This window comes from Streptomyces aurantiogriseus (assembly GCF_014649375.1).
Classification (GTDB): domain Bacteria; phylum Actinomycetota; class Actinomycetes; order Streptomycetales; family Streptomycetaceae; genus Streptomyces; species Streptomyces aurantiogriseus.
In genome coordinates, this window is sequence record NZ_BMSX01000033.1 from 28,328 (window position 1) to 49,222 (window position 20,895).

General features: G+C 70.0%; 14 protein-coding genes and 1 pseudogene. 10 read left to right on the top strand and 5 right to left on the bottom strand.

The features are described 5' to 3' along the window. The first annotated feature begins 62 nt into the window (after positions 1 to 62). A complete protein-coding gene (locus IE263_RS42855) occupies positions 63 to 1,238 on the top strand; it encodes a thiolase family protein (RefSeq protein ID WP_189943547.1) in 1,176 nt (391 codons plus the stop codon). 515 nt (positions 1,239 to 1,753) lie between these two features. Here the strand turns inward: IE263_RS42855 and IE263_RS49190 are convergent. Further along, the gene (locus IE263_RS49190; protein ID WP_229911483.1) at positions 1,754 to 1,978 is read right to left on the bottom strand and encodes a DUF4158 domain-containing protein; all 225 of its coding nucleotides are present in this window, start codon (positions 1,976 to 1,978) and stop codon (positions 1,754 to 1,756) included. A 681-nt stretch (positions 1,979 to 2,659) separates the two neighbouring features. Between IE263_RS49190 and IE263_RS42865 the strand changes: the two are divergent. Together IE263_RS42865 and IE263_RS42870 are read left to right on the top strand one after the other, a co-directional pair. After that, positions 2,660 to 3,900, top strand: a pseudogene (locus tag IE263_RS42865) (IS701 family transposase). Positions 3,901 to 3,984: 84 nt separating this feature from the next. Beyond that, positions 3,985 to 4,314, top strand: a complete 330-nt coding sequence (locus IE263_RS42870; RefSeq protein WP_189731912.1) for an NIPSNAP family protein — start codon at positions 3,985 to 3,987, stop codon at positions 4,312 to 4,314. Between the two features lie 96 nt (positions 4,315 to 4,410). Here the strand turns inward: IE263_RS42870 and IE263_RS42875 are convergent, their stop codons facing one another. Further along, positions 4,411 to 5,886, bottom strand: coding sequence for a DDE-type integrase/transposase/recombinase (locus IE263_RS42875; protein WP_189943548.1), 1,476 nt, complete (start codon positions 5,884 to 5,886; stop codon positions 4,411 to 4,413). Positions 5,887 to 6,465: 579 nt separating this feature from the next. Continuing rightward, positions 6,466 to 8,091 (bottom strand): PucR family transcriptional regulator, encoded by a 1,626-nt coding sequence (locus IE263_RS42880; protein ID WP_229911484.1) that lies wholly within the window; start codon positions 8,089 to 8,091, stop codon positions 6,466 to 6,468. A 244-nt stretch (positions 8,092 to 8,335) separates the two neighbouring features. On the opposite strand from IE263_RS42880, the gene IE263_RS42885 reads away from it, so the two are divergent. The 3 genes from IE263_RS42885 to IE263_RS42895 are packed head-to-tail and all read left to right on the top strand — an operon-like array spanning position 8,336 to position 13,913. Continuing rightward, entirely contained in the window at positions 8,336 to 9,604 is a 1,269-nt protein-coding gene (locus IE263_RS42885) for an aspartate aminotransferase family protein (RefSeq protein WP_189943550.1), read from the top strand. Next, positions 9,601 to 12,477 carry an FAD-binding and (Fe-S)-binding domain-containing protein gene (locus IE263_RS42890; RefSeq protein ID WP_189943551.1) on the top strand — a complete coding sequence of 959 codons (2,877 nt, stop codon included), beginning with the start codon at positions 9,601 to 9,603 and terminating at the stop codon, positions 12,475 to 12,477. The genes IE263_RS42885 and IE263_RS42890 overlap by 4 nt, the downstream gene beginning before the upstream one ends. Beyond that, entirely contained in the window at positions 12,474 to 13,913 is a 1,440-nt protein-coding gene (locus tag IE263_RS42895; protein ID WP_189943552.1) for an NAD-dependent succinate-semialdehyde dehydrogenase, read from the top strand. Before IE263_RS42890 ends, IE263_RS42895 begins: the two co-directional genes overlap by 4 nt. 306 nt (positions 13,914 to 14,219) lie before the next feature. Here the strand turns inward: IE263_RS42895 and IE263_RS42900 are convergent, their stop codons facing one another. Beyond that, the gene (locus IE263_RS42900) at positions 14,220 to 14,963 is read right to left on the bottom strand and encodes an IclR family transcriptional regulator (protein WP_189943553.1); all 744 of its coding nucleotides are present in this window, start codon (positions 14,961 to 14,963) and stop codon (positions 14,220 to 14,222) included. A 399-nt stretch (positions 14,964 to 15,362) separates the two neighbouring features. Continuing rightward, positions 15,363 to 16,109: an IclR family transcriptional regulator gene (locus IE263_RS42905; protein ID WP_189943592.1), complete on the bottom strand. Its 747-nt coding sequence runs from the start codon at positions 16,107 to 16,109 to the stop codon at positions 15,363 to 15,365. Between the two features lie 285 nt (positions 16,110 to 16,394). Between IE263_RS42905 and solA the strand changes: the two genes are divergently transcribed. From solA to IE263_RS42925, 4 genes are read left to right on the top strand one after another with little or no spacing between them, the layout of a single operon-like run. Continuing rightward, complete coding sequence (solA, locus tag IE263_RS42910; protein ID WP_189943554.1) at positions 16,395 to 17,531, top strand: N-methyl-L-tryptophan oxidase; 1,137 nt, start codon at positions 16,395 to 16,397, stop codon at positions 17,529 to 17,531. A gap of 2 nt (positions 17,532 to 17,533) precedes the next feature. Next, positions 17,534 to 18,595: a succinylglutamate desuccinylase/aspartoacylase family protein gene (locus tag IE263_RS42915; protein WP_229911486.1), complete on the top strand. Its 1,062-nt coding sequence runs from the start codon at positions 17,534 to 17,536 to the stop codon at positions 18,593 to 18,595. 56 nt (positions 18,596 to 18,651) lie between these two features. Further along, positions 18,652 to 19,761 carry an ABC transporter substrate-binding protein gene (locus IE263_RS42920; protein ID WP_189943556.1) on the top strand — a complete coding sequence of 370 codons (1,110 nt, stop codon included), beginning with the start codon at positions 18,652 to 18,654 and terminating at the stop codon, positions 19,759 to 19,761. Next, positions 19,754 to 20,893, top strand: a complete 1,140-nt coding sequence (locus tag IE263_RS42925) for an ABC transporter ATP-binding protein (RefSeq protein ID WP_189943557.1) — start codon at positions 19,754 to 19,756, stop codon at positions 20,891 to 20,893. Before IE263_RS42920 ends, IE263_RS42925 begins: the two co-directional genes overlap by 8 nt. The last annotated feature ends 2 nt before the right edge of the window (positions 20,894 to 20,895 follow it).

The window sequence follows — 20,895 nt, forward strand, 5'->3', positions numbered from 1 at the left end:
TGGTGAGTTTGGATTTCCTACTCACCGGTAGTCGCCCTCGTGCCCCACTGTGGAGGCCGCACATGCGTGACGCAGTCGTCGTCGAAGCCGTACGCACCCCGATCGGCAAGGGCAAGCCCAACGGCTCCCTCGCCGATGTCCACCCCGTTGAACTCCTCGCCCACACCCTGCGCACCCTCGTCGCGCGCTCCGGTGTCGACCCCGCGCTGATCGACGACGTCATCGGCGGCACCGTCGACCAGGTCGGCGAGCAGGCCATGAACACCACCCGCTACGCCGTGCTCTCGGCGGGCTTCCCGGAGACGGTGCCCGCGACCACGGTCGACCGGCAGTGCGGCTCCTCCCAGCAGGCCGTGCACTTCGCGGCCCAGGGAGTCATGTCGGGGGCGTACGACCTGGTCGTCGCCTGCGGGGTCGAGTCGATGAGCCGGGTGCCGATGTGGTCCAACGTGCCGCCCGGCAAGGACCCGTTCGGCCCGGGTGTCGCCGCGCGTTTCCCCGGGGGACTCGTCCCGCAGGGCATCAGCGCCGAACTCATCACCGCCAAGTGGTCCCTCACCCGCGGACAATTGGACGCCTTCGCCGCCTCCTCCCACCACCGGGCCACCGAGGCCTGGCAGCGAGGTCTCTTCGACGCCGAGGTCGCGCCCCTGGGCGGGGCCTCGCGCGACGAGTGCGTACGGCCCAGCAGCACGCCGGAGGTCCTCGCGGGACTCAAGCCCGCCTTCTACGACCCCGCGTTCGCCGAGCGCTTCCCGCAGATCGAGTGGAACGTGACGGCCGGGAACTCCAGCCCGGTCAACGACGGCGCCTCCGCCGTGCTGATCACCTCCAGTGAGACCGCGGCCCGCCTCGGTCTGCGCCCGCTCGCCCGGCTGCACAGCTTCGCCGTCACCGGATCCGACCCGCTGCTGATGCTCACCGGCGTGATCCCGGCGACCGAGAAGGTGCTGCGCAGGGCCGGTCTGCGCCTCGATGACATCGACCTGTTCGAGGTCAACGAGGCGTTCTCCAGCGTCGTCCTGGCCTGGCGTCAGGAGACCGGGGCCGATCTCGACAAGGTCAATGTGCACGGCGGCGCGATCGCCCTCGGCCACCCGCTCGGCGCGAGCGGCACCCGGCTGACCACGACCCTCGTCCACGCGATGCGCGCACGCGGCGCCCGCTACGCCCTCCAGACGATGTGCGAGGCGGGCGGCCTGGCCAACGCGATGATCCTGGAAGGCCTGGAGGCTTAGCGGGCCCGAAGATCTAGATGTGCTGACCGGTCAGGTTAGTGACGCGGCTGGCTGCCTCGCCTCGGGTGCTCTCCAGAGGTTGGCCGGGGCGCGTAGGGCGGAGCCCTCGCGATGTTGAAGGCGCGGTCCCCGGGGCCGCGCCCTCGAAACGAGGGTGGTGTGCAAGGTCTAGCGCGGCGCGTGGCCCTCGACCCAGGCAGCCTTTGGTCGACTGATCGACGCAAACGCCCCATCTCGTTGGCGCACCCCCCTCGTCCGCAGTGCGACCAACTGGGCCCCTGCGCGGGCTTCTTCAGCCGGTTGAACAGCGTCGTGCCCTCCGCGTCGCGTTCCTCCAGCAGCCGCAGCCGCAGCCGCAGCAGGCCGGCCCGCTCCGCCGGGCTGATCCGGCCCTGGACGCCAACTCAGATCGCGGTGTTCACGTGGCGGCAGACCTTCGAGGCCATCGCGTCGAAGGTGGAGAACGCCGGCAGATCCAGCCCGGCATCCACCACCTTCTCCCAGCGCGATGTTGATCAGGTCCGCCGGGCCTCCGCCTGCTCGTAGAGCACCCCGACGCTCTTGCGGACCACACCACGGTGGTTTTTGGTGGTCTTCTCCGCTTGGTACACAGGCAGCGCTCCCTCCGGCACCTCAACCTGGCGCCGGACGAAGTCCACCACCTGCTCCGGGACGTCCTCCAGCTTCGGGCAGCACCCCATGCGTTGATACGACTTCAGCATCAGCATCAGCATCAGCATCAGTAACAGGGCCAGCGATGTTCATCGCAGTCCGTGCATTCCATGCCCACTGAAGCTCATCGCGCGTCGGAGAGAAGAACAGATACAGCTCGTGCGCGGTGATCAGCCGCTTGAACCGCGGATACGCGGTCCGTTCGATCGAGGTCACAACCCACCCCAGGCTCCAAGACGATGGTCAACATCACCACCATCGACACTGAGCCGAATATGGGTGACGGACCGGGGCTTTCCGGGCCTCAAGAGCATCCCGTGGCCCCTTTTGGGCTTGCCTCAGCGATACCCCAAGGGTCCCGCGAGTTCGCGGAAACTGAAGGTTCTTCAGGGTCAACCAGGGGGCCCAGTGCCACCGCCACCACGTCGAGGGCCACTCCCATGTGGCCCGACTCCGGGCGCGGAGCCCCGCAACTCCAGACGGCCACGAAGGGCGTCTTCCAGCGCCAGCCAGTCGCGCAGTGCCAGCAAATGGGTCTCGGCATCGTCGCCGGACACCGTCAGTTCCAGCTCAGGAGTCTCCGTATCCGCCTGGTACTCCAGCTGTAGATCGTGATCTTGCTGGTCGAGGGCGGTCAGGGAACGCGTACGGCCACCGGTGATCATCGGTGTGTGAAGACAGAAGATCAGGCGGTGGCCGCAGGTCACAGCATAGGTCCTGCCCGCTGGCAGGACATGTTCGAGGCCCTGATGGGCCGCATCGCGGGGCGCTTTGCCCGGGTGGAATCGCGGTGCCGGGCACGGCAGTTCGTCCTCGGGCTGATGTCGGACCTGCCGCGCAAGAACTGCTGGACGCTTGCCGAGCACGCCGGACACGCGTCCCCGGACGGTCTGCAGCACCTGCTGTCCCGAGCCAAGTGGGACGCCGACGCGGTCCGCGACGACGTCCGCGGTTTCGTCATCGAGCAGTTGCGGGACGACGACGCGGTGCTGGTCGTCGACGAGACCGGCGACCTGAAGAAGGGCACGCACACAGACGGCGTCCAGCGCCAATACACCGGCACCGCCGGACGCATCGAAAACAGCCAGGTCGCTGTCTACCTCGCCTACTCCACCCCCCCTCGGGCACGCGGCGGTCGACCGGGAACTGTATGTCCCGCGCTCCTGGACCCAGGACCTGGCCCGCTGCCAGGCCGCCGGGATTCCTGGCACCGTGGGCTTCGCCACGAAGCCCCAACTCGCCGCACGCATGATCGGCCGCGCACTGGACGCCGGAGTTACCGTCTCCTGGGTGGCCGGCGACGAGGTCTGCGGGGGCAACCCGCGCCTGCGGACCGCGTTGGAGCAACGGCAGCTCGGCTACGTCCTCGCCGTCGCCTGCGACCACCAGATCACCACCCGGGCGGGCAGGTTCCGCGCCGATGCCCTGGTCAAGAAGCTTCCGAAGCGAGCCTGGCAGAAGCTGTCCGCGGGAGCTGGAGCTAAAGGCCACCGCTTTTACGACTGGGCCCTGGCCGAGATCGCCGACGATTGTCCCCGGTCACCGCCATCTACTCGTCCGCCGCAACCGGAGCACCGGTGAACTCGCCTTCTACCGCTGCTACTCAGCGAACCGAGTGCCGCTGTCCACCCTGGTGCGGGTGGCCGGACGCAGATGGACGGTCGAGGAGACCTTCCAGTCCGGCAAGGGCCTGGCCGGACTGGACGAGCACCAGGTCAGACGCTGGACGTCCTGGCACCGTTGGGTCACTCTCGCGATGCTCGCCCACGCCTTCCTCGCCGCGGCCACTGCCGCCGAACGCGCTCAGGACCCAGCCCCGGACGGCCTGATCCCGCTGACCTGCAACGAGATCCAGCGCCTGTTCACGACACTCGTTGTCCGGCCTGTCCTCGACGTGGCACACCGGCTGCACTGGTCGATCTGGCGCCGTCGCCACCAAGCCCGCGCCCGCGCAAGCCACTACCACCGCCAAGCGACCCTCCAACCATGAAGACCGCATGCCGGCCAGCCCGCTGCCGAGGCACTCAGCGCTCGATCCGTACCGGGCACCCACCGGGCCAGGAAGAATATTCACATGATCACTTGTCATTTGCGCTACGAGATCGACCCCAGCCAGACTGCCGCGTTCGAGACGTACGTGACGGGGTGGATCCCAATCGTCACCCGCTTCGGCGGCACGCACCACGGCTGCTTCTTGCCGCACGAAGGAGCCAACGACATCGCCTACGCCCTGTTCTCCTTCCCCAGTCTGGCTGCCTACGAGGACTACCGTGCTGCCATCCGGCACGATCCGGAGGCTCAGCAGCTCTGGCAGCTCAGCAAGGAGACCCGCTGCATCCACCGCTTCGACCGGACCTTCCTCCGCCCGGCAATGCAGCCGTCAGGCGGTGTTGAGACCTCATAACCCGCTCGGAGACGGGTGTCCCTGACCGGCACTGTTCGGCAGGGACCCCCGGCTCACTGGCGTCATCTCTTCCACGCCACTCCACGACCACGAAGATCACGATCTACAGCTGGAGTAGTAGGAACCGAACCTGCGGTTCTGCCATGTCCTGACGACCCAGGTGGCAATCAAGTGCTCCATCTCCGCCACGGTGATGCATGCGTCACTTTCCGGATCGATGCCGCGATCTGAGCTGTCGACGCCCTGGTAGCCCGGAAGAATCCGGAACAGCAGGGACTGGATCGCGCCGAAGGCCCGCTCCACCGCCTGCTTGTCGGGCGGCCGCAGCACCCGACTCGGCCGGATCGTCGCGCCGATCACCCGCTGAACCTCGATCAGGTGGTGATTCTTGTACACCGAGCCGTGGTCGGTGGTCACGGTCTCCGGGGCGAAGAACGGTAGCCCAGCGACCTTGCCATCAGTGAATTCCGCGATCACGCTGCCGGGGACCCCGGGATAGGCCCACTCCATCTCCTCGCCCCAGTCCGGGCGCATGGGCAGCGGCATCATGACGTCCCGCAAGATCATGGCGACGTCTACCGAGGTGTCCGAGACCAACGTGAGCCGGAAAGCCACGATCGAATGCGTGTATACGTCCAGAGCCAGCGTCAGATGCACTGACACCGGGTCGCCAAAGACCTGCTCACGGACTTTGACCGGGAGTACCGTCGTGTCGAGCGCCACTACTTGCCCGGGCCGACTGACCACCACGTGCCGACCTGTCGCCACCGCTTGAGCCCGTGCAGCTGAAACGGCAAAGCGCTGACGGGCTCCGGTTGATCCGAACCACTCCTTCCACACGACCCGGAGGGTTTCGTAACTGGGTACCGGCTCGTCCTTCCCGAACTCCTCGCGTACGTACTGATGGATCAGCCGTTCACGGTCTTTTGCTGTCAGCTTGGAGCGGTGCAGGGTCTCGTGGCGTACCGCAAAGATCACCTCACGTACCGCGGCTGAGATCTGACGGCCGGTCGCCTCCCGCAGCCACCGGTCGTCCGCACATCCCACCGGCCCGAAGCGGCGGCGGTCCAGATCCCAGCGGATCAGAGTGCGGTAGCTGACCTTGTCCAAACAGTGGGCGGCGGCCAGATCCGGGTTGCGTATCGTGTCCTGCCGCAGCTCCCGCACCTTGGCATGACGGCGCTCGGTCAACGTGGTGGAGTTCGGGTCGTATTGCGGCTTCGGCTCTCCGGGGAGCGCGTTCAGCGGATCACCGCTGCGAAACCCGGTCTCCACCTCCCGCAAATGGTCCACCCGCAACATCACGAGGGGCCGCTTGCTCGGCGGCAGATCGAGAACGCCCTTTGGCTGCCGCCCGCGGCTGGCGGCCGGCAGGTCCTTCCTCGTTCGTGTCGACGGCCGGATGTTCGGATGGTGCATCAACTGCCGTACCGACGTCTTCCATGCCTCATGCTCGGGCCGGACCAGCACCACCTTTCCGACTTGGGGCTGAAATGCCTCCACTGTCCACGGCACGCCGTTCACGACGAACTCGTTTCCCGGCGAGAGGTCCCAGGCAACTGCAGCGGTCACTGTCACCAACTCCCGGTCGCCGGGCGGCGAGAGAGGGACAGGCGGATTGTGCTCGCGTCGGTCAGAGGGCCAGAAATCTGCAGGCCCAATTGGCGTGCCACAACAGATGGATCGCATGAGCCCGGGCAACGGCTTCCAGGCTGCAGCGCCCTACCAGGGTCCCGAACGGCTGTGGGCCGTCTTCTGCCGCCAGAAGCAGCTGCTCCTGTAGCCGCAGTGGGTCGGTCAAGTGCCTTCGTCCGGCGGACAGCGTGTCGATCAGGCCTACTACATGGTCGTGCCAACCAGCAACCACCGCGTAGGTGCCCTGTCGTACTGCCGTCGAGAGGCACCGCACTGGTGGTGAAGCAACCTGGGCACTGAGCATGCTCTGTGTTTCTGGGGGAGGGGCTGTGACGGGCGGGAGAGGATGCTGTCCCGGGTCCGGGCCTGACTCCTGACACAGGACAGCGTTCAGCGACCGTGACCACTTGATGCGCGTCCTCGGTAAGACCGACGCAAGCCCGTGCGGTCGTGCCTCTCGTAGCCTTGGTGTGACCAGGCCGGTGGTGGGAGTAGCGCTGCCGAAGCCGCAGCCCGTCAGTGGGCTCGCAGCACATCGAGTGCCATGAGAGCCGCGTGGAGTTCGGTGCGCTGTTCGCCGGACTCCAGGTCGCGGTCGAGGAGACGCTCGATGGTGCGCAGGCGTTGGTACATGGTTTCGCGGGAGAGGCCGCCCCGGCGTGCGGCGGTGGTCTTGTTGCCGGCCGCGTCGAGGTAGTGGCGCAGGGTCGTCAGCAGGTCGGTGCCGTGCTGGGTGTCGTGATCGATGAGTCGCCCGAGCTGCTGTTCGGCGTACTCCTGGATCCGGGTGTCCTCGCGGAGGGCGTACAGCAGGCGTGCCAGGCCGATGTCGGACAGCTCGTGGAAGGACCGGTCTGGGGGGAGGGGCTGGCCGGGTGGAGTGGCCTCGGCGACGCGGGCCGCCTCGCGGAACGAACGGGCGGTGTCGGAGAGTTCCGTGATCTCCGAGCCGACGCTCACCACTGCTTGTGGGGCCAGGCCGAGTGCGGTGCTGCACAGTCGTTCGACGATGGGGCGCCAGGGTTGGGAGGGACGGAGAGCCAACAGGATGCCGAGGCGGCCGGGTGCCAGCTCGCCGACGAGGGCCGAGACGCCTGCCGTCCGGAGCTCCTGGAGCAGGCGGGTCTCGGTGTCGGTCCCCCCTCTGCCTGCGCGGAGGTCCACCAGGGTTGCGACGAACCGGCTTCGGTCGGTCGGCAGGCCCAGTGCGGCGCAGCGGGCGTGGGCGTCCTCGGCGGAGCGGTGGCGCTGGTCGACCAGGTCTCGCAGGGCGTTTCGGTGGGCGGTGCGTTCCCAGGGGGTGGAATGGATGAGGCGGGCGACGGTCAGTGCCATCGCGGTCCTCTCCAGCACGGTGATCTCCTCCGGCCCGAAGGCGGGGCCGTCGGCACGGGCCGGGAGCATGACCACACGGCCCCAGCGCTCGCCCTGGTACTCGACGGGTGCGGTGAGCCAGCCCGCCGGGCCGCATGTCGCCGTGTGGTCGTCGGCCCCGGTGGCTCTGGAGCGCTGTTCCCAACCGGTGAGCGCCTCCTCCAGCGTGCCTCCGGAGGGTTCGCAGATCAGTGCCTGGTGCACCAGGTTCTCCAGGACGACCGTGCGGCCGCTCATCTCCGCCGCCGCGCGCACCACGTCCTCCGGGCCGGCACCGCGCAGGGTCAGGGCGGTGAACGCCTCGTGGATGCGCTGGGTGCGGCGCATCGCGTCCGCCTGGTTGCCGAGCAGGAGGGCGTGCACGACTTGGGTGACCTCCAGGAAGTTGACGTCCTTGGCGAGGGTTACGAGGGGAAGGCCACGCAGGCGGCAGGCGTCCACGAGTGCGTCCGGCGGGCGGTGATAGCGACGTACGAGTTCGATGACCAGCGCCGCGGCCCCGACGTCGGCGAGTTCGTCGACGTACCTGCGCACGCCCGGTACGTCGTCCGGGAGCGGCATTCCGGTGGTCAGGACGAGTTCGCCGCCCTTGAGGAAGGACGCGGGGTCGGTCAGTTCGGTGATGTGGACCCACCCGACCGGCCGCTCCAGGTGGGCCATACCGGTGACGACCTGAGGCTGCCCGGCGGCCAGGACAGGAAGGGCCAGGACGTCGGCGACGGTGAGTGCGCGGGTGGGCCCATGGCCGGCCGGGTGGTTGTCGTTCACGGTGTCTCCATGGGGTCCCCTGCTCGAGCACGGCTCAGCGCCCGGGAGTGTCCGGCCACTGTGACAAGCGTGGCTGACCTGCGCAAGAGCGGTCCGTGAGCGATCGGCACCCGGCATGCCCCGATGAGGCTGACACAACGTCCGGATGTCGCGGCCCGACCGGACAGATCGCACGTTGGCGCACCCCTGGTTCACGGAGATGCTCGGGATGCAGCAGACCGAACACCGAGGCCGGGAGACGAACATGACCGCACTGTCGCCGCACCTTCGCCAGGCCACGCCCGTGGTGGCGGCCCGGGGCGAGGGCGTCCACCTCTACGGCGAGGACGGCCGCCGCTACCTCGACTTCACCGCCGGCATCGGCGTCACCAGTACCGGACACTGCCACCCCAAGGTCGTGGCGGCGGCGCAGGAGCAGGTCGGCCGGCTTGTCCACGGCCAGTACACGACGGTCATGCACCAGCCTCTGCGGCAGCTGGTCGACAAGCTCGGCGAGGTGCTGCCGGTCGGTCTGGACAGCTTGTTCTTCACCAACTCCGGCAGCGAGGCCGTCGAGGCGGCGCTGCGGCTGGCCCGCCAGGCCACCGGCCGCCCCAACGTCATCGTCTGCCACGGCGGCTTCCACGGCCGTACCGTGGCCGCCGCCTCGATGACCACCTCCGGCACGCGCTTCCGCTCCGGTTTCTCGCCGCTGATGAGCGGTGTGGTCGTCACCCCGTTCCCTTCGGCCTACCGCTACGGCTGGGACGAGGAGACCGCCACCCGCTTCGCGCTCCGTGAGCTGGACTACACGCTGCAGACGATCTCGTCGCCCGCCGACACGGCCGCGATCATCGTCGAGCCGGTGCTCGGCGAGGGCGGGTATGTGCCCGCGACCCGCGCATTCATGGAGGGCCTGCGGGAGCGCGCGGACCGCCACGGCTTCCTGCTGATCCTCGACGAGGTGCAGACCGGCGTCGGCCGCACCGGCCGCTTCTGGGGCCACGACCACTTCGGCGTCACCCCCGACATCCTCGTCACCGCCAAGGGCCTGGCCAGTGGCTTCCCGCTGTCCGGCATCGCCGCCTCCGAGGAGCTGATGGCCAAGGCGTGGCCGGGCTCGCAGGGCGGGACGTACGGCGCCAACGCCGTGGCTTGTGCGGCGGCCGTCGCCACCCTCGACGTCGTACGCGGCGAGAAGCTCGTCGAGAACGCCGAGGCGATGGGCAAGCGGCTGCGCCACGGCCTGGAGGCGGTGGCCGACCGGACCCCGGCCATCGGGGACGTACGCGGCCTGGGGCTGATGCTGGCCACCGAGTTCGTCACGGAGGACGGCAGCCCCGACCCGGAGACCGCCGCTCGGGTCCAGCGCGCGGCGGTGGACGAAGGGCTGCTCCTGCTGCTGTGCGGGGCCTGGAACCAGGTCGTGCGGATGATCCCGGCGCTCGTCATCGACGAGGCGGCGGTGGACGAGGGCCTTCAGGCGTGGGCGACCGCGGTGGAGGCAGGCACATCGGGAGCGTCGGCACGATGAGTGAAAGCGTGGCGTGGCTGACCGCCCGGCTCGCCGAGACGGCTCCGGGCCTGCGGGTGGAATCCGGTGCGGGCGCCCTCGGCCAGTACGCCTACGACGCCTCCAACTACCGCGTCCCTCCGCGGGCCGTGGCCTTCCCCCGCTCCACCGGCGACGTGGTCGCGGTGCTGCGGGCCTGCAAGGAGACGGGCGTCCCGCTCACCGCCCGCGGCGGCGGCACCAGCATGGCCGGCAACGCGATCGGGCCGGGAGTGGTCCTGGACTTCTCCCGGTACATGAACCGAATCCTGGACATCGACCCGGCCGCCGGGACCGCGCGTGTCCAGGCCGGAGTCGTCCTCGACGCGCTGCAGAGCGCCACCGCCCTGCACGGGCTCTCCTTCGGCCCCGACCCGTCCTCGCACAGCCGCTGCACCCTCGGCGGCATGATCGGCAACGACGCGTGCGGGAACAGGTCCGTGCGGCACGGGAGGACCAGCAGCCACATCGAGGCGCTGGAGATCGTGACGGCCGACGGCGTGCGGGCCGTCGCCGACCGCACCGGCCTGCACCCGGTCGACCCGGGCGACACCGACCACGTCGCCCGCCTCGAAGCGGACGTACGACGCCTGATCGGCGACAACCTGGCGCCGATCCGGACCGAGCTGGGCCGCGTCCCGCGTCAGGTCTCCGGCTACCAGCTGCACCACCTGCTGCCGGAGCACGGCTTCGACATGGCCCGCGCCCTGGTGGGCACCGAGGGCTCCTGTGCGGTCGTCACCGCAGCGACGGTCCGCCTGGTGGCGACCGCACAGGCTTCCGCGCTGCTCACGCTCGGCTACGACGACGTCGTCGACGCGGCCGAGGACGTGCCGGAGATCCTGCGCTGGAATCCGACCGCGGTGGAGGGCATGGACGAGGCGATCGTCGCCACCATGCGCGCCCGGCGCGGCCCGGATTCCGTGACCGGACTGCCCGAGGGGCGGGCCTGGCTGTACGTCGAACTCGACGGCGACGACCAGGCCACGGTGAACACCCGTGCCGCCGAACTGCTGGACGCGCTCAAGGCGCAGGGCCGGATGACCGGTGGGCGGGTCGTGGAGAGCGCTGCCGAGCGGCGCTCGCTGTGGAGGGTCCGCGAGGACGGGGCCGGGCTCGCGGCTCGTCTTGTGGACGGCGGGGAGTCCTGGCCCGGCTGGGAGGACGCGGCGGTCGCGCCCGAGAACCTGGCCGCCTACCTGAGGGACTTCCGCAAGCTGCTGGTCTCCCACGGCCTGACCGGGGTGCTGTACGGCCACTTCGGTGCCGGCTGTGTCCATGTGCGCATCGACTTCGACCTCGCCACGGACACCGGCCGGACCGCGACCCGCCGCTTCCTCGGCGAGGCGGCCGCGCTCGTCGTCTCGCACGGCGGTTCGCTGTCGGGTGAGCACGGCGACGGGCGGGCGCGCGGTGAGCTGCTGGAAGTCATGTACAGCCACCGGATGATCCGGGCGTTCGCCGCCTTCAAGGAGGTCTTCGACCCCGAGGGGCTGCTCAACCCGGGCGTCATCGTGGCACCGGCCCCGCTCGACGCCGATCTCGCGCTGCACCAGATCCAGCCCCTGGTAACGGAGTTCACCTTCCCGCACGACGAGGACGGCTTCGCGGGCGCGGCCCGCCGCTGCGTCGGCGTCGGTCGATGCCGCAGCGACGTGGGCGGTGTGATGTGCCCGAGCTACCGGGCCACGGGGGAGGAGAACGACTCCACCCGGGGCAGGGCCCGCCTGCTCCAGGAGATGGTGCGCGGGGAGACCGTCCAGGACGGCTGGCGCTCGACGGAGGTCCGCGACGCGCTCGATCTGTGCCTGTCCTGCAAGGCGTGCTCCAGCGACTGCCCGGTCGGCGTCGACATGGCCACGTACAAGGCCGAGTTCCTGCACCAGCACTACAAGGGCAGGATCCGGCCCCGCTCCCACTACTCGCTGGGCTGGCTGCCGCTGACCTCCGCCCTCGCCGGATACGCCGCCCGCCCGCTGAACGCGCTGCTACGAGGACCGCTCGGCCGACTCCTCGCCCGTCTCGGAGGCGTGACCACGCAGCGCAGGATCCCCGCCTTTGCCTCCCGGCACGCCCTGCGCAGGGTGCTGCGCAATGCGAAGACCGGCGAACCGGCGGAAGTCCTTCTCTTCGTCGACAGCTTCACCCGCGCCTTCCGTCCCGAGGTGGCCGGAGCCGCGAGCCGCGTGCTCGCCGACGCCGGACTCCCCTGCACGGCGGAGGACGGCCTGTGCTGCGGTCTGACCTGGGTCAGCACCGGCCAGCTGTCCGTGGCCCGCAAGATCATGGCCCGTACCGTCGCCCACCTCGACAACGGCGACGAGCGGCCCATCATCGTGGCCGAACCCAGCTGTGCCGCCGCACTCAAGCGCGACGTGCCCGAACTGCTGGGGAGTGATGCCGCCCGTCGGGTCGCGGACCGCGTCCACACCTTCACGGGTGCGTTGACCGACCTGGCCGCCCCGGACTGGAGCCGGCCCGCGTTGCCGGACAACGTCGTCCTGCAGACCCACTGCCACGAGTACGCCACCTTCAAGGGCCGTCACCCCGCCGACCTGCTGCGCCGGCTGGGCGTGGGCAAGGTCGACGAGGCCGAGGGCTGCTGCGGACTCGCCGGGAACTTCGGCTTCGAGGAGCAGCACTATGACACCTCGATGGCCGTCGCCGACCTGGCCCTGAAGCCACGCCTCGACGGCATCGACCAGGACACGCCGACCGTCGTCGTGGCCGACGGCTTCAGCTGCGCCACCCAGATCGACCACCTCGCCGGGGACCGAGGCATCCGTGCCCTGCACCTCGCGGAACTACTCGACCCCGCCGCCGATCAAGCCGCTCAACCAGGAGAGACGTCATGACCGACACACCCACGCAGTTGTTCATCGGCGGGTCCTGGGGGGACGCCGCGGACGGTGCCACCATGCCCGTCGACGACCCCGCGACCGGCGAGATCCTCTGTCATGTCGCCGACGCGGGACCGAAGGACGCCCGGCTCGCGGAGGACGCGGCCGTCCAGGCACAGGAGGAGTGGGCCCGTACGGCGCCCCGCGCACGCAGTGAGATATTGCGGCGTGCCTACGAGATCATCCTCGAGCGCACCGACGACCTCGCCCACCTCATGACGTCCGAGATGGGCAAGCCGCTCGCCGAGGCCAGGGGAGAGGTGGCGTACGCGGCCGAGTTCTTCCGCTGGTTCTCCGAGGAGGCCGTACGCATCGACGGCGGCGGCGGAATCCTGCCCGACGGCCGCAACCGCATGCTGCTCTCCCGCCGCCCGGTCGGCCCCTGCCTGCTGATCACCCCGTGGAACTTCCCGCTGGCCATGGGCACCCGCAAGATCGGACCCGCCATCGCGGCCGGCTGCACGATGGTGCTCAAGCCGGCCCCACAGACCCCTCTCTCCAGCCTCGCCCTCGCCGCGATCCTCAAGGAGGCCGGGCTGCCGGACGGCGTGCTGAACGTCGTCACCACCTCCCGTGCGGGGGAGGTGTGCGAACCGCTCCTGCGCGGCGGGCGGATTCGCAAGCTCTCCTTCACCGGCTCCACGCAGGTCGGGCGGCTGCTGCTGGCCCAGTGCGCGGACACGGTCGTACGGACCTCGATGGAGCTGGGCGGCAACGCGCCGTTCATCGTCTTCGAGGACGCCGACCTGGACGTGGCCGTGGACGGCGCGATGGTCGCGAAGATGCGCAACATGGGCGAGGCGTGCACAGCCGCGAACCGCTTCTTCGTGCACCGGTCGGTCGCGGAGGAGTTCGGGCGGCGGCTGGCCGAGCGCATGGGCACGCTCGTCGTGGGGCCCGGCACCCGGGACGGGGTCGATGTCGGCCCGCTGATCGACGCGGCCGGGCGGGCCAAGGTGGCGGAGCTGGTCGACGACGCGGTGGAGCGCGGCGCCCGGGTGCTCGTCGGCGGCCGCACGCCCGAGGGTCCGGGCTGCTTCTACCCGCCTACCGTGCTCACCGACGTCGACCCTGGCAGCCACCTGATGGACACGGAGATCTTCGGCCCGGTGGCGGCGATCCTCACCTTCGACGACGAGGACGAGGTGATCCGCCGCGCCAACGACACCCCCTGGGGCCTCGTCGGCTACGTCTTCACCGAGGGCCTCGACCGCGCCCTGCGCGTCAGCGAACGCCTGGAGGTCGGCATGGTCGGCCTCAACACCGGCCTCGTCTCCAACCCGGCCGCGCCCTTCGGCGGTGTCAAGCAGTCCGGGCTGGGCCGCGAGGGCGGCAGGGTCGGGATCGACGAGTTCCTGGAGTACCAGTACCTGGCGGTGCCCGTGCGATGACGGCGGTGGTCCTGCCCTGACATACGCCCCGTCGCGCACCGCGCGGGCCCCCCGTGCCCGGCTGACCTGTCCTCCTGGCCGGGCGCGGAGGCGGCCCGCCTTCGCCCAGCCGGACGGCCGCTTGCGGACGTGAGGTCGGGCACGGGGCGTACTGCGCGCAGGGTGGCCCGACAGGAGCCGCCGCTGCGGGGGTCCGCACCGGTCAGGGGGCGCGGGGCGTCGTGCAGCGCAGGGGAACGCGGTTCGGGCCGGCCCGCTGTCGTTCCCCAGTGATGCGCGGCTGCGCCGGGCCCGGGGCCGGCGCCCTCAGCGCAGGTGGCGGGCGGTGATTTCCGCCGCGGTGCCGGTCACCAGCCGGCCCAGCTCGGCGAGTCGGCCGGGCTCGAAGCGGGAGTCGGGCAGGGAGACGGCTACGGCGGCCAGCGGCACGCCGTCACCGTCCAGGACAGGTGCCGCGATGGCACAGACACCCTGGAGGTACTGGTTGTGGTTGACGGCGTATCCACGGTCTCTGACGCGCTGAAGCTCCGCGCGCAGCTCCGCCGGGTCGGTGATGGTCTCCGCGCCGTAACCCTCGAGCGTGCCCGCCGTGAACTCGTCGACCTCGGACTTCGGCAGATGAGCGAGGACCGCGTGTCCGGTGGCCGTGGCGTGCAGGGGGGAGGTGTCGCCGATGGCGTGGTAGGTCCGTACGGCGTGGTCGCAGTCGACGCGGTCCACCACGACCATGCACTGCAGGGCGTCGGGTACCGACAGGTGGATGGTCTCGTTCAGCGTGTCGCGGAGCAGGGTCATCGGTTCGCGGGCGGCGGCGAACAGGCTGGAGCCCTGCAGGGCGGCGGGCCGTACGGCGAGCACCCGGGCGCCGATCTCCCAGCGGGTGGTGTCGCTGCGGTTGGCTCGCAGCCAGCCCGCCTCGTTGAGCGTGACCAGCGTGCGCTGCACGGTCGATTTGGGCAGGCCGAAGAGCTTCGTCAGCTCTCCCACGGTCACGGGCTGGTGCTGGGCGACCGCCTCCAGGATGCGCAGCGACCTGGTGACGCTCTTCATTTCCACTTCCGGTGCCCCCCGTCAGTCGTGTGGCTTCGTCGTGCTCACTTATCGACTCCCTTCCGGAGTCGTGGGCATGATCCGTGCCGGATTCTAGCACGGCGTTCCACATTCCGGCATAAGACCTGATGGGACCGGTGGTTGAGCTGGTGTGGAGTTGTGTGAATCCGGTGTTCCCCGCGGCGGAGGGCGGCGAAGGGCGGCGAATGAACGGCAATGAACGGCGATGGCGCCCGAACGGCGCTGTACCGCGCCGCGTGGGGCGATCGCCCTGTGTCCGGCCCCTCCTTGGGGCGGGGGCGGGTGGTGGCAGCCTCGAGATGCACTGAGGGCCGGCTCCCACGCCGGGGCGTGCGAGCCGGCCCTTGCCGCCGCGGGTCTTGGGTCACCGCCTCCCGCTCAGGCGCCCGCCAGGCGCCCGGTGATCTCCGCGGCCGTGCCGGCGACGAGGCGGCCCCATTCGGGCACCCGGTCCGCGTCGTACCGGGAGTCGGGCATCGAGATGGCCACGGCTGCCAGCGGTGTTCCGCTCTCCTCGAGTACGGGCGCGGCGAGGGCGCAGACGCCCGGGCGGTACTGGTTGGTGTTGATCGCGTAACCGTCCGCGCGGATGCGGTCCAGCTCGGCGCGCAGCTCGTCGGGGTCGGCGGGGGTCGTGTCGCTGAACCGTTCCAGCCCCTGCGCGATGAGTTCCTCCACGTCCTGCTTCGGGAGGTGGCTGAGGATGGCGCGTCCGACGGCGGTGGCGTGCAGCGGAGAGGTGTCGCCGATGCTGTGGAAGGTCCGTACGGCGTGGTCGCAGTCGACGCGGTCCACCACGACCATGCACTGCAGGGCGTCGGGCACCGACAGGTGGATGGTCTCGTTCACCGCGTCCCGGAGGCGGATCATGGGCTCGCGGGCGGCGGCGAACAGGCTGGACCCCTGCAGGGCGGCGGGCCGTACGGCCAGGACCCGGGCGCCGATCTCCCAGCGAGTGGTGTCCCTGCGGTTGGCTCGCAGCCAGCCGGCCTCCGCCAGTGTGACCAGGGTGCGCTGCACCGTGGACTTCGGGATTCCGAAGAGCTTCGTCAACTCCCCGACGGTGACCGGCTGATGCTGGGCGACCGCCTCAAGGATGCGCAATGACCTGGTGACGCTCTTCATTTCCATCCGGTTTCCCCCCGTTAATCCTCGGAATTTCTGCTGGACACCCTCTTGACTCCCCTCTAAGCCGCTGTCATTGTCTGTGCCAGATTCTAGCACAGCGTTCCACGATGTGGCACGGCTCGACCGGGAGAGATCCCGGAGATATGAGCCGGAACTCCAAGACACGACGGTTGCGAGCTGTGGGCCTGACGAAGGGCCCGGCCCCCGTCTGAACAACCTCGAATCGATCAGCCTCACGTCGGGGGCTCAGCATGCGCCCCGGCGATACGAAAGGAAAGTCCTGTGTCAGCTGCCAGGAAGCGCGTCGCCGTCGTCGGCGTCGGAACTATGGGCAGCCAGGCCGCCTGGCGGCTGGCGGCCCGCGGCGCCGAGGTCGTCGGCTACGACCGGTACGCCCCCGGCCACGACCGCAGTGCCGCCGGCGGTGAGACCCGGATCTTCCGCAGCGCCCACTTCGAGGACTCCCGCTACGTCCCCCTGCTCAAGCACGCCGACTCCCTGTATGACCAGCTCCAGGGGGAGACCGGCCGCGAGCTGCGCCGTCTGACCGGGTGCCTGCTGATGGGACCGACCGATCACCACCAGATGGCGACGGTTCTCGAGTCCATCGCCGAGCACGGCCTCGACCACGAGGTGCTGGACGCCGAGTCCCTCGCCAAGCGCTTCCCGCAGTACCGCATCGAGGAAGGCGACGCGGCCGTGCTCGACCGCCGCGCCGGCTTCATCCGCCCCGAGCTGACCATCCAGACCGCCGCCCGCCGCGCCGAGCAGCTGGGCGCCGTGATCCACCGCTACACCACGGTCCGCGAGATCGTCCCCGTCGCGGGCGGCGTGGAGATCCGCACCGACGCCGGCAGCGAGCGCTTCGACACGGCCGTCGTCACCCCCGGCCCCTGGGTCAACGACCTGCTGCCCGACCTGCCGTGGGAGGTGGACGTCCGCCGCCTCGTCAGCGCCTGGTTCGTGCCCACCACCGACGCCTGGTTCGGTGAGGAGCGACCTGCCTTCATCCGGACCGCGCCCACCCACTGCTACGGCCTGCCCTCCCCGGACGGTGTGTCGGTCAAGCTCGGCCTCTCCCGCGCCCTGCACCGCCCCGCCGGCGACCCCAACCAGCTGGACCGGACGGTGCAGCCGGAGGAGCTGGAGATCTTCAGCGAGCTGATCGGCCGCTACCTCCCGGACCTGCACCCGGACCCGACCCGGCTCTCCGTCTACATGGAGGGCTACACCGAGAGCAGCCGCCCACTGGTCGGCCCGCTGCCCGGCGCCGAGAACGTCGTCCTGCTCGCCGGATTCTCCGGCCACGGCTTCAAGCTCGCGCCCGCCTTCGGCGACATCGCCGCCGACCTCGCGCTGGACGGCGCCTCTCCGCAGCCCATCGACTTCATCTCCACCGTCGGCCGTACGGAGGCATGACCATGAGCGATACCACCCTCTGCGTAGGCTCCCTCGAGGCCCAGCCCGGCACCAAGGCACGCGGCACCGTCCGGGCCGACCTCGGCACCCTCACCGCGGACATCCCGCTGACCCTGGTCAACGGCACCCGCCCCGGCCCTCGGGTCGTCATCACCGCGGGAGTGCACGGCGGCGAGTTCACGCCCATCGACGCCGCCGCGCGCCTGGCAAGCCTGCTGGAACCCGGTGAGGTGCACGGACAGGTGATCATCTGTCCGGTCGCCAACCCCAACGCCGTGTACCAGGGCCGGCTCAACGTCTCCCCGGTCGACGGCGTGAACATCAACCGCGTCTTCCCCGGCGACCCGGACGGCGGCCCCACCGAGCGGCTGGCCGCCTGGCTCTTCACCCACCTCGTCGACGGCGCCGACGTCTACATCGACCTGCACTGCGGCGGCATCGACCAGGTCCTGCGGGACTTCGTCGGCTACCGCCTCACCGGTGACCCCGACCTCGACAAGGCCACGGCCGAACTGGCAGGCTCCTTCGGCATCGAGGACGTCGTCCTCGGGCTGACGGCCGAGGGCGGCAACAGCCACGCGGCCGCCGCCCGCCGGGGCATCTCGGCGGTCCTGGTCGAGGTGGGCTCACTCGGGCAGCGGGACGAGCCCACGGCCCTCCGCCGCGTCGACGGCCTGCTCACGGCACTGCGCCACCTGGGTGTCCTCGACCAGGACGGCTCGGCCCCGGCGCCGATCCGCGAATGGGTCTGGTCCGCCGGAGTCACATCCGAGGCCACCGGTCTGTGGTACCCGGAGTTCTCCTTCGACGGCGACGTCATAGGCGAAGTGGCGAAGGGCGACGTCCTCGGCCGCATCGTCGACCCCGCCGACGGCCGGGAGCACACGGTCCACGCCCCGGCCGACGGGCGGATCTTCTACGGCATGCACGGCCTCACCGTCGCCCCCGGCACCGAACTGGCCGCCCTGGCCATCCCGTGGGACCCCGACGCGGCCACGCGATCCGACACCCTCCCGGTCCCCGGCATGGGCCGCGGATCCGACGAGGCGGACCCCCGCCCCTAGACCCCCATCCCCAGCCGTACCTCTTTCCCCGTAGCACCACCTCCAGGAGGCACACCATGAGAGACGCCCGTATAGACCGCAGGCTCTTCCTGCGCGGCGTCGGCGGAGCCACGGCGGGTCTCGCCGCCGCGACCGCCCTCAGCGCATGCGGCACCGGCACCAGCCGCAGCGCTTCCACCGACACCGGTGGGAAGGGCAGCAAGACGGTGGTCGTCCGCGACAGCGGCGGTTCCTACGGTGCGGCCCTGCAGAAGGCGATCTACACGCCCTTCACCCAGGAGACCGGGATCAACGTCAGGGTGCTCAACCTCGACGACGCCCCGCTGCTCGCCCAGATCAGGCAGGGCCGCCCGCAGTGCGACCTCATCAACATCACGATGATGTCTCACACCAAGTACGTGGCCCAGGACGCCCTGGAGACGCTGGACCGCGACCGGATCAAGAGCCTGAAGAGCGCCAAGATCCCCGAGAACCAGATCACCGACCATGCCATCAGCCACAGCTTCTACGGCCAGTGCATGGCGTACCGCACCGACGCCTTCGGTGGCCGCAAACCCGAGACGTGGGCGGACTTCTGGGACACCAAGGGGTTCCAGGGCAACCGTTCGATGTGCAACCCGGACGGCGACCTGCCGGAGCTGGAGTTCGCGCTCCTGGCCGACGGTGTCCCCATGGACAAGCTGTACCCGCTCGATGTGGACCGCGCCTTCAAGGTGCTGACCCGACTGCGGTCCGACATCAAGAAGTTCTGGGACAGCGGCCCGCTGCCCGGTGTGCTCCTCAGCCGCCAGGAAGTGACGATGTCCACCGTCTGGGACGGCCGGATCGCCGATCTGCAGAAGCAGGGCGTCCCGGTCGAGAGACAGCTCAACGGCATGCGCCGCCAGTTCCAGGGCTACGCCATCGCCAAGGGCGCGGCCAACGCGGACGCCGCCTACCAGCTCATGGACTTCTCGCTGCGTCCCGAGAGCCAAGCCGCCCTGGCCAAGGCATTCCCGTCGAACCCGGCCTCCCCGGTGGCCTACGAGAAGCTCACCGAAGACGAGCGCAACGCGCTCGCCGGCGCGCCGCAGTACTACGACAAGGGCTTCGACACGGACACCGACTGGTGGCTGAAGAACGAAGCCGCCGTCACCAAGCGCTGGTTGGAGTGGGCTCGTGGCTGAATTCGGTGTCGCCACACCGTCCGTCGAGGTGGCCGGCGGCAAGCCGGCCACCGCGACCGGCAAATCGCTGTCGGTAGTGGCCCTGCGCAAGACGTACGGGGACGTCGTCGCGGTCGACGAGGCGTCCATGGAGATCGCGGCCGGGGAGTTCGTCACCTTCCTCGGCTCCTCCGGGTCGGGCAAGACCACGACCCTGATGATGATCGCCGGGTTCTGCGAACCGGACTCCGGCACCATTACCGTCGGGGACCGTGACGTCACCCGGCTCGCTCCGCAGAAGCGGAACCTGGGTTTCGTCTTCCAGCAGTACCTGCTCTTCCCGCACATGACGGTCAGCGAGAACGTCGCCTTCCCGCTCACCCTGCGCGGGGTGGCGAAGGACGAGATCCGCAGGCGGGTCGGGGAGACGCTGGAGATCGCGGGCCTGTCCGGGTTCGGCGGCCGCAAGCCGCGCGAGCTGTCCGGTGGTCAGCAGCAGCGTGTGGCCCTGTGCCGGGCGCTGGTCTACCGCCCGCCGGTCATCCTCATGGACGAGCCGCTGGGCGCGCTGGACAAGAAGCTGCGTGACCAGCTGCAGGTGGAGATCAAGTCCATTCAGCAGGAACTGGGCCTGACCGTCATCTATGTGACGCACGATCAGGAAGAGGCGCTGGTCATGTCGGACCGTATCGCGGTGATGCGCAACGGCCTGATCGAGCAGTTCGACACCCCCAGGGAGCTGTTCGAGCGGCCCAGGACCCCCTTCGTCGCGGACTTCCTCGGCGCGGCCAACTTCCTGCCCGGCCGCATCGAGAAGCACGACGGCGAGCACACCCTGGTCCGCCTCGAGCAAAGTGGCGGCCTGCTGAAGGCGCGCCGCCATGACCTGACCTCCGGCACCGAGGTGAAGGTCGCCGTTCAGCCGGGCCGGCTGCGGGCCTGCGCCACCGACGACGGGTTCTGTACCGGCACGGTGGAGACCGCCACCTATGTGGGCACCCTGGTCCGCGCGGGTGTGCGGGTCGACGGCGGCGACGCGCCGCTGCTGCGCCTGGAGGTACCGGCCGGCCGCGGCCCCGTCGCCGGCGAGCGGGTCGGGATCACCGCCTACCCCGAGGACGTCAACCTCTTCCCAAGCGAACAGGGAGGGTGAGC

What these genes read in the sequence shown, in the direction of transcription:
- IE263_RS42855 (WP_189943547.1), top strand. Translation starts at nt 63, where the DNA reads ATGCGTGACGCAGTCGTCGTCGAAGCCGTACGCACCCCGATCGGCAAG.
- IE263_RS49190 (WP_229911483.1), bottom strand. Translation starts at nt 1,978, where the DNA reads ATGCTGATGCTGATGCTGATGCTGAAGTCGTATCAACGCATGGGGTGC.
- IE263_RS42870 (WP_189731912.1), top strand. Translation starts at nt 3,985, where the DNA reads ATGATCACTTGTCATTTGCGCTACGAGATCGACCCCAGCCAGACTGCC.
- IE263_RS42885 (WP_189943550.1), top strand. Translation starts at nt 8,336, where the DNA reads ATGACCGCACTGTCGCCGCACCTTCGCCAGGCCACGCCCGTGGTGGCG.
- IE263_RS42890 (WP_189943551.1), top strand. Translation starts at nt 9,601, where the DNA reads ATGAGTGAAAGCGTGGCGTGGCTGACCGCCCGGCTCGCCGAGACGGCT.
- IE263_RS42895 (WP_189943552.1), top strand. Translation starts at nt 12,474, where the DNA reads ATGACCGACACACCCACGCAGTTGTTCATCGGCGGGTCCTGGGGGGAC.
- IE263_RS42900 (WP_189943553.1), bottom strand. Translation starts at nt 14,963, where the DNA reads ATGAAGAGCGTCACCAGGTCGCTGCGCATCCTGGAGGCGGTCGCCCAG.
- IE263_RS42905 (WP_189943592.1), bottom strand. Translation starts at nt 16,109, where the DNA reads ATGAAGAGCGTCACCAGGTCATTGCGCATCCTTGAGGCGGTCGCCCAG.
- IE263_RS42915 (WP_229911486.1), top strand. Translation starts at nt 17,534, where the DNA reads ATGAGCGATACCACCCTCTGCGTAGGCTCCCTCGAGGCCCAGCCCGGC.
- IE263_RS42920 (WP_189943556.1), top strand. Translation starts at nt 18,652, where the DNA reads ATGAGAGACGCCCGTATAGACCGCAGGCTCTTCCTGCGCGGCGTCGGC.